Source organism: Achromobacter sp. RT286_PF, assembly GCF_059760425.1.
In genome coordinates this window covers 184,456-192,443 of the sequence record NZ_JCBAMR010000008.1, presented here as the reverse complement: position 1 = coordinate 192,443, position 7,988 = coordinate 184,456, and the positions used below count along the sequence as shown (strand labels likewise).

10 protein-coding genes and 1 tRNA gene are annotated in these 7,988 nt (G+C 63.6%); 2 read left to right on the top strand and 9 right to left on the bottom strand.

Going from position 1 to position 7,988, the window contains the following annotated elements; all coding sequences use genetic code 11:
* Nucleotides 1-124 precede the first annotated feature (124 nt).
* The 5 genes from AC6LJY_RS09990 to AC6LJY_RS09970 all read right to left on the bottom strand — a co-directional run bounded on the left by AC6LJY_RS09990 (nucleotide 125) and on the right by AC6LJY_RS09970 (nucleotide 4,255).
* The gene (locus AC6LJY_RS09990; RefSeq protein ID WP_104143201.1) at nucleotides 125-1,546 is read right to left on the bottom strand and encodes a diguanylate cyclase; all 1,422 of its coding nucleotides are present in this window, start codon (nucleotides 1,544-1,546) and stop codon (nucleotides 125-127) included.
* 136 nt (nucleotides 1,547-1,682) lie between these two features.
* Nucleotides 1,683-2,975: an aspartate carbamoyltransferase gene (locus tag AC6LJY_RS09985; protein ID WP_046802818.1), complete on the bottom strand. Its 1,293-nt coding sequence runs from the start codon at nucleotides 2,973-2,975 to the stop codon at nucleotides 1,683-1,685.
* A gap of 177 nt (nucleotides 2,976-3,152) precedes the next feature.
* Nucleotides 3,153-3,563 carry a hypothetical protein gene (locus tag AC6LJY_RS09980; RefSeq protein ID WP_046802817.1) on the bottom strand — a complete coding sequence of 137 codons (411 nt, stop codon included), beginning with the start codon at nucleotides 3,561-3,563 and terminating at the stop codon, nucleotides 3,153-3,155.
* 3 nt (nucleotides 3,564-3,566) lie between these two features.
* On the bottom strand, nucleotides 3,567-3,998 hold the full coding sequence (locus tag AC6LJY_RS09975) for a BPTD_2524 family lipoprotein (protein WP_104143199.1): 432 nt from the start codon (nucleotides 3,996-3,998) through the stop codon (nucleotides 3,567-3,569).
* A gap of 128 nt (nucleotides 3,999-4,126) precedes the next feature.
* Nucleotides 4,127-4,255, bottom strand: coding sequence for an entericidin A/B family lipoprotein (locus AC6LJY_RS09970; protein ID WP_039883990.1), 129 nt, complete (start codon nucleotides 4,253-4,255; stop codon nucleotides 4,127-4,129).
* Nucleotides 4,256-4,529: 274 nt separating this feature from the next.
* On the opposite strand from AC6LJY_RS09970, the gene AC6LJY_RS09965 reads away from it, so the two are divergent.
* Both AC6LJY_RS09965 and AC6LJY_RS09960 read left to right on the top strand, forming a co-directional pair.
* Entirely contained in the window at nucleotides 4,530-4,889 is a 360-nt protein-coding gene (locus AC6LJY_RS09965) for a hypothetical protein (RefSeq protein ID WP_046802815.1), read from the top strand.
* Between the two features lie 13 nt (nucleotides 4,890-4,902).
* Nucleotides 4,903-5,310, top strand: a complete 408-nt coding sequence (locus AC6LJY_RS09960) for a hypothetical protein (protein ID WP_314362323.1) — start codon at nucleotides 4,903-4,905, stop codon at nucleotides 5,308-5,310.
* A gap of 28 nt (nucleotides 5,311-5,338) precedes the next feature.
* Here AC6LJY_RS09960 and AC6LJY_RS09955 read toward each other — a convergent pair whose 3' ends face one another.
* The 4 genes from AC6LJY_RS09955 to AC6LJY_RS09940 form a co-directional block, all read right to left on the bottom strand.
* On the bottom strand, nucleotides 5,339-6,601 hold the full coding sequence (locus tag AC6LJY_RS09955; protein ID WP_498135837.1) for a TIGR03862 family flavoprotein: 1,263 nt from the start codon (nucleotides 6,599-6,601) through the stop codon (nucleotides 5,339-5,341).
* Between the two features lie 292 nt (nucleotides 6,602-6,893).
* A complete protein-coding gene (locus AC6LJY_RS09950) occupies nucleotides 6,894-7,238 on the bottom strand; it encodes a hypothetical protein (RefSeq protein ID WP_046802813.1) in 345 nt (114 codons plus the stop codon).
* Nucleotides 7,239-7,447: 209 nt separating this feature from the next.
* A tRNA-Met gene (locus tag AC6LJY_RS09945) sits at nucleotides 7,448-7,524 on the bottom strand.
* A 24-nt stretch (nucleotides 7,525-7,548) separates the two neighbouring features.
* Nucleotides 7,549-7,938, bottom strand: a complete 390-nt coding sequence (locus AC6LJY_RS09940) for a hypothetical protein (protein WP_498135836.1) — start codon at nucleotides 7,936-7,938, stop codon at nucleotides 7,549-7,551.
* Nucleotides 7,939-7,988 lie beyond the last annotated feature (50 nt).

Here is a 7,988-nt window from a genome sequence, read left to right as displayed (position 1 = left end):
ATAACACCACCCTGCCACCGGCCGCAGCGTCAAGATTTGATAAAGAGAAGGACAAAAGCCCGCCCATGAATGGGGGTTTTTTGCTGGGGCTTATTTGGCGAGCCACCAAAACCGCCGCGCCCTCTTACGCCGCCACACTGCGGTCGCGTCCGGCCAGCTTGGCCTGGTACAGCGCCTTGTCGGCCCGGTCGATCAGGTAGGCGTAGTCCGGGTGGCCGTCGAAGGTGGCCACCCCGATGCTGGCCGTGATGCGTTGCGCCCCCGCCTCTGGGATGGTGAACGCGTGGCGGCGGATCTCGGCGCCTAGCTTCTGCGCCGCCGCCAGCGCGGCTTCCCGGCCGGTGTCCACCAACACCACCAGAAATTCCTCACCGCCATAACGGAACACAAAATCGCTGGACCGGCACGACTGGTGAACCACTTCGGCAAACTGGCGCAGGATATGGTCGCCGCCCGAATGCCCGTGCGCGTCGTTGATGGCCTTGAAGTGGTCGATGTCCAGCAGCAGGACCGAAAAAAGGCTGCTCTGACGGCTGGAAATGGCAATCTCGCGCCCAATGACCGACGGTAAAAAGCGCCGGTTCAGCACGTTGGTCAGCGGGTCGCTGCCGCTTTCAATCTCGGCCACCATATCGAACAGGCCATTGAGCAGATGCTTGATGCGCGCCACCAGCTCCTGCAATTGCCGCACCTGGTCGGGCATCGACAACTGGCGCTCACCGTCGTCCATCAGCAGCCGGGGCAGCACCACGTCGTCCAGCTCGGCAACCGCGTCGGTGATCTGGCGCAATGCAGGGGCGCTTTCAAACAGCACACCGCCCTTGTGCTGCAACCACAGGCCGAATTCCGAAGCCGCCAGGCGCGGCAGCGCCTGTTCCGGCGCGCGGTAATGCAGGCCGATCAGCACGGCCTGGCTCCACTCCAGCAGTGCGGCGCGCTGGCGCTCGCGTTCGGTGGAAATGTTCTGCCCCAATGCGAACAGCCGGTAGGCCTCGTCGTTGCGCGCGCCACGGTTGATGTCGCGCATGAAGGCGCGGCTCATCTGCTCGATGGCCAGGTCAAACAGATTACAAACGTATTGCGTGGCGATGGACGCAGCCATGCCGTCCAGATCGCTGGCACGCAGCCTTTCGGCAATCTCGTTTTTCAGCACGCGCGCGCCCGCCATCACCAGATGGATGGGGATATGGACGCGGGCATGCACTTCGCCCACCTTTTTCTGCGTGGCCATCAACGCCACGATATCGCCCTGGTCGCGCACGCAAAGCAGCCCCAGCAGCCAGTGTTTCATGCCTTTGTGCAGCCGCGTCGAGACGATCTCGTGGGACAGGCGCGGGCCGGCTTCAACGTCGGCCAGCAAGGTCGAATAGAACGCGTCCACCAGTTCCTTGGCGCTGTCCGCGACCACGGCTGCCACCTGGCCGCGCGTGTAGGCGTCCACTGACTGGTAGACCGCTTCCCACGCTTGCGCGTTGGATGCGCTGAGGTAGCACGCTTGATCAGCGCCGCTTGTCCAAACCGGCAACGCCGTCTTGCTCGAAGACATAAATCATCCGCCCCAAAAACTTCGCGCGTGCCAAAAGCGACACGCGACGAAAAACCAGCGCGGATTATGCGCTAAAAGAAAGTGGGCCCCTAGAGGGGCCCACGCGCGGCAGCGGTATCGCGGCTTATGACGCCGCTTATTCCAAGCCGTGGAAGACCGAATCGTCCGGGCCCACGTGCGACGGATGCTGCCACGTGACGTCGCGCAGCGAATGCTGCACCAGCCCTTCAACGCCCAGCAGCACCGCGAAGATCGCCATGCGGATCGGAATGCCGTTGTCCGTCTGGCGGAAGATGGCCAGGCGCGGATCATGATTCAGGTCCACGCTCAGGTCGTTGGCGCCCGGTCGGCTGTCGCGCGGCAGCGGGTGCATGACGATGGTTTCCGGGCTGCAATACGCGTCGATGATGGCGCGGTTGATCTGGAAATCGGGCGTGTAGCCTTCGTTTTCCTCGTTGGCGAAGCGCTCTTTCTGCACGCGCGTCGCGTAGATCACATCCGCGCCCGCCAGGCCTTCAGCCAGCGACGTCTTCTGCTCGATGATGTTGCCGTTGCGGCTGGCCTGCTCAATGATGTAGCTGGGCATCTCCAGCCCCTTGGGCGACACCAGCGAAAACTTCACGTTCTTGTACAGCGCCATCAGCTTGATCAGCGAATGCACGGTACGGCCATACTTCAAGTCGCCGACCATGGCGATGTGCGCGCCATCCAGCAACTTACCCAGGCGCGAAAATTCCGTCAGGATCGTGTAGAGGTCCAGCAGGGCCTGGCTGGGGTGTTCGCCCGGGCCGTCGCCCCCGTTCACCACCGGAATGTTGGTGGCGCGCGCGAATTCCGCAACCGAACCTTGCTCGGGGTGGCGGATCACCATGGCGTCTACATAGCCGCTCATGACGCGGCTGGTGTCATAGATCGACTCACCCTTGGCCATCGACGAAAACGTGAAGCCCGTGGTGTCGCACACCGAACCGCCCAAGCGGCAGAATGCCGAGCCGAAGCTGACGCGGGTGCGGGTGCTGGCTTCGAAAAACAGGTTGCCCAGCACGGCGCCTTCCAGCACGCGCGACACTTTCTGGCGGCGCGCGATGGGCTGCATCATGTCGGCCACTCGGAACAGGTCTTCAACCGATTCGCGGGTGAACTGGTCCACCGACAGCAACTGGTTCTTGCCTTCTACGGCGATCCTTTCACGCAGGGGGCCGTCTTGTACGCTTTGCGTATATTTTTCCAGCAGCACGCCGTTTTGGACGATCTCGCTGACAAAGCGCTGCACCACTTCCGGCATGGCGCGAAATTCTTGCGAGCCCTCGGGCAGCAACCACGTGTCCAGCGCCCGGCGTTTGACACCGATGCGCGTCGCGAACACGTCGCGCGTAAGGTTCAGGCGTCGCATGGCGTCGCGCAGGAAGGCTTGCTGGGAGATGGTCATGACGGGCCCCGAGAAAGAGGATTTATATACGCAGCGCGCATATTATTCCCAACACAAGTGCAAGTCCAATATTTTTGCGTACAAGGGTTTACCCTTGTTATTTCCGCGCCACGGCGGACCGGGCAGCACGCCTTGGCAGCGGCCGATGGGGACGCGGCCCCATAACCACTCCATGGTCTACCGGCTGGCGTAGGACGTGTTCTGCTGCGCCCCCGGTGCCACCTGACCCAGCGAAAACCAGCAGCCCGCGCAGAACGCCAATGCGCCCAACAGATAGCAGATCATCGCCAGCAGCTGCGCCGGCCAGTGGCCCCGTGTGACGTGGCCGATGTCGCCCTGCCGCAACAAGCTGACCTGCGCCAGGTAGCCGAACAACAGGCCCATGCAAGAGGTCAACAAGCCGGCAAGGAACAGTGCCAACGGCAATTGCAGATCGGGCGCCGCGATGTCGCCGCCCACGATGCCCAGCGAGAACGCGACCAGCGCCAGCGCGGATGCGCCGTTGAGCCAGCCCAAGAATCGGAAGCCGCCCGCGAGCAACGCAAAAGACATCCCCGAGGATCGACGCTGCGGGTTGCGGGCGTCCATGAATCAGCCGCCGTTGCCGGCGCGGCAGGCCGGCGTGGCGCTTTGAATCGAGGCGCGCGCGGCGGCGATTTCGGCCGCGTCCCAGCGGCCCTGTCCCAGCACGGTGACCGTGACCTTGGACTTGGCGGGGCCGTCGGCCTCGGCGGAGATCAGTTCCAGCACCTTGGCGGGTTCGCCCACCTTGTACACCTGGATTTCATCGGGCGCGCCCTTCTCGCCCAGGGTGTGGCGCCACGCGTACGCCAACCCATACGGATGCTGCACATTCACGTGGCAGGTGCGCACATATTCGCCGCCCCTGCGGAAGGCGGCCTGGTAGTTGGTGTCGACGCTAAAGGTCTCTTTTTGCACGGCGTCGGATTCGTAAACCCCCTTGCTCGCGCAGCCGGCCAACAGGACTGCCAGCGTTACACCCACCCATACAGACTTGCGCATGATTCTTCCCGCATTGAAATTCTGACTTTTGCGATTATGCCAGCGGCCGCAAAAAGGCCACGCGGGAAATGCCTGGGCATTTCGCGCGTGGCCTTGGGCTGACTCATCAGCAACTCGGCGTTGCGGTCTTACTTCGCAGCGCCTTCGATCTTCTCACCGCCTCGTTGAATATCCTTGCCGGCGCCCGCAACAGTATTGCAGCCCGCCGAAAGCGCGGCGATCGAAAGCAGCATGACGAGAACAACTTTGTTTTTCATAAACATCTCCTGTCTGGGCGTGGAAACCGAAGCCAGCATACCGCAAAGGGACAGAGTTGCGCACCACCAGGACGCCCTGACAGCCAGCTTGCAGCGCGTGTCGCATCGGGCCTACAAATTCGCGCCTACAATTCGGCCGCCAGCCAGGCTGCGGGCCGTTGGCCGCACTTTGTAACCCGGCCGGACCAAACCCCGTAACCGCCCTTACGCTGCCGTGACAACCCCGTCCCGGCGCGGTGTCGCGTATTTGCCTGCAATGGATTAGGATTCGCAAATGAACAAAAAACCCGTATCGCAGAACGCTGGCGCCGGCCCACAGGGCTGGGGCTGGGAACAGCCGCAGTGCCGCGGACAAGCGGCTTTGGCGCTGTTTATCGACGATCTGCACCGAATTCTGCAAGCCCACGCGGCGGGCAAGCTTGCCGACAGCAGCACCCTTGCCGACGCACAAAGCCATGTCAATGAACTGCTTGCCCGCTACAACGACATCAACGCCGCGCCCGAGATTTTCCTGGGGCAGTCCGTTGAGCTGAAAGAAGGCGTCGACCGCAATGGCGTGTCGCACACGGTGCCGATCTTTTCGGCGCGCCTGAAGAAATCGCTAGTGTCGATGCTGGGACAAAGCCCCGGCTGACAGGAGACCCACAATGAATTCAGACAACGTCGTAGAGTTTCTCCGCTTGCTGTCACTGGACGTCACGCTGGGCTCGGCCGCCCAGCATGCCGCGAGCCAGGCGGATGCACCTCTGGCTTTGGCGCGATTGGCCACGGCACACGGCTTGCCTTGCAGCGCATCGGACTGGTCCTTTTTTGCGCGCAGCTGCCTGGATTCTTCCATCGAAACCGTGACGGACGCCGGCCCCGCCGACGCCACCGTCTGGCAGTTGGTGCAAGATCCGGCGCACGGCACCGGCATTCCCGCCAGCGCCATCACACGCGTGATCGGCATCATTACGCAACCCGAAGAAGGCGCGCCCCCGGTGGTCGGCCATGTGGTCGGCGACCTGGCCCCGCGCGCCCCGGTGGGCATGTCACCCTACCCGTCGGGGTCTTGAAGGCAGCGCCAAGAGCGGGCGGCCGGCCTTAGTGCTGGCCAGCCAGGTATGCGCGCACGCCCTTTGCGGCGACCACGCCACTGGCCATGCAAGCGGTCAGCAGATAGCCTCCCGTCGGCGCTTCCCAGTCCAGCATTTCGCCCGCGCAGAACACGCCGGGCGCCGATTCCAGCATCAGACCCGCCGACACCGCATCAAACGCCACGCCGCCCGCCGTGCTGATGGCTTCGTCCATGGGACGCGGCCGCAACAGCATCACTGGCAGCGCCTTGATGCGCATGGCTAACCGAGCCGGGTCCTTGAAGTCTTCCGCCGTCGCGCATTCGCGCAGCAGGCCCGCCTTCACGCCGGTCAAACCCATGCGGCTTTGCAGGTGGCTGGACATGGAGCGCGCACCGCGTGGATGCATGACGGCTGCGTTGACTTTGTCCTGCGTCCAATCGGGCGCCAGGTCCAGCATCGCGACCGCGCGGCCGGATCGGTCGATTTCGTCGCGCAACGCCGCGGACAGCGCATACACCAGGCTGCCTTCGATACCGCTTGCGGACACCACGAATTCGCCTTGCCGCGTCGGCATCGCGGCGCACGACATGGACACCGACTTGACGGGCTGGCCCGCGTAACGCTCAACAAAGTGCGCGGACCACGCCACGTCGAAGCCACAGTTGGCCGGGCGCAGTGGCGCAACGGGGACGCCGTGCGCCCGCAATCCCGGCACCCAGGCGCCATCCGATCCCAGCTTGGCCCAGCTTCCCCCGCCCACCGCCAACACAAGCGCATCCGCCGCCCACGTCCGGACCCCGTCGGGCGTCTCAAAGCGTAGCGTTTGCGGGGACATCGCCTGATCTTCCGGCCAGCCCAGCCAACGGTGCCGCATGTGGAAACGCACGCCGCCGGCACGCAACCGCGCCAACCACGCGCGCAACAGCGGCGCGGCCTTCATCTCTTGCGGGAATACGCGGCCCGACGAGCCCACAAACGTTTCGATGCCAAGTGCGTGGGCCCACTCGCGCAGCGCCGTCGCGTCCATGGCTTGCAGCCAGGGCGCGACGTAATCCGCGCGCGCGCCATAGCGCGTCAGGAATGCACTCGGGCCTTCGCTATGCGTCAGATTCAGCCCGCCGCGTCCAGCCATCAGGAACTTGCGTCCGACAGAGGGCATGGCGTCAAACACATCGACCTGCAAGCCCTGTGCGGCCAAGCCTTCCGCCGCCATCAGCCCCGCCGGTCCACCGCCAATGACCGCGACGCGCGGCGCGGTGGAGGACGCCTCGTGGTGCAGGTTCGTCATGGCAGCCGGCCCATCATGGCGGGCGGAAGGAAAGATAGAAGACAGTGCATGGGAAATTAGGAACGAGTCGCAGACGACAAAACGCGGGAAGGATTGTCGCATGGCGCTTGCGCCAGACCGGCTCGCGAGTGCGCGCGGAGTCAGCGCAACGCCGCTATCGGGCAAAGAAAAAGGCCTGGCACCGGCCACTTATTGACCGCAGGCGCCAAGCCTTTGTTATCACTGGACAATTCGGACATGCGCAAAGGCTATCCCAAGGCTTGTCCACAGTCGCTGTGGGTAACTTCCGCCCTCAGGCGTTACCCGCTGCTTGCATGGGCCCCGACCAGGGCTCGGCGTCCATCTCGAAACGCAGTTCCTGATATTCGCCGTCCACGGCCACGGTTCGCAGCAAGCCCGCGCCCATGGCTTGGCCCAGCGCGCGGCGGCACAGGGTTTCGGGATCATCGGGCAAGGACTGGAAGACGCCATCCGGGATGCGCAGGCGCAGCAGCGCTTGGGGATCACCGCGTTCCGCAGGCCGGCCAATGTGGATGTGGGCGGGATAACCGTGCGGGCACCAGATGCCGACGTGGTACTTGCCTTCAGCGCCTGTGTCGGCGACAAATCCGGGATGATCGTATTTTGCTGTACCCATGGACCCTCCTCTTGTGCGGCAACCTAGCGCGCGTGACCCATGGTAGCTCAGGGTTGAGGCGCTGTGCGGGCGGGCACATCCGGGAAACTCCGGACTGGAACAAAGGATTGACCCAGGGCAAGTGAACGTGAAAAGAACAGACCAGCGGCGCGGACGAAAAGCGCAGACGAAAAAAAGCCGCGATATGCATCGCGGCTTTTTCTTGAAACTGGTTGCGGGGGCAGGATTTGAACCTACGACCTTCGGGTTATGAGCCCGACGAGCTGCCAGACTGCTCCACCCCGCGTCTGATGTGATGAATCATACACCATTATGAAATCTTGTGCAGCGCACCCAGCCGATTATTCGCGGATTTGGCCGTTTTACGCCGAAATATTTTTGTCATAGCGTTCAAAAAGCGAGCAATTGGACCGGGCAGGTCGACGCAGATCACATCCGCGGCCTGAATCGCCGTCACGCGTACCACCCCGCCTTCGGCCATGCCGTGCGCTTCACCGGCATTGACGCGCACCGAACGCGGCAGATGCAGGCAGCCCGCGGCTTCCGCGCCGGCCGCCACTTGTTCGACCCGTACGCTGCCAGACACGCAGACCAGCGTTGCACCCGCCTTCAGGACGAAGGCGCGGCTGGCGCCCGAGGCGATTTCGACACGGCGAGAGGCGGCTTGGAAGGGGGTGGGGGAAGCAAGGTCGGCGTGCATGATGTTCTCCAATCGGACAATGACAGACTACGTCCGCCCTGCTTCGCGCA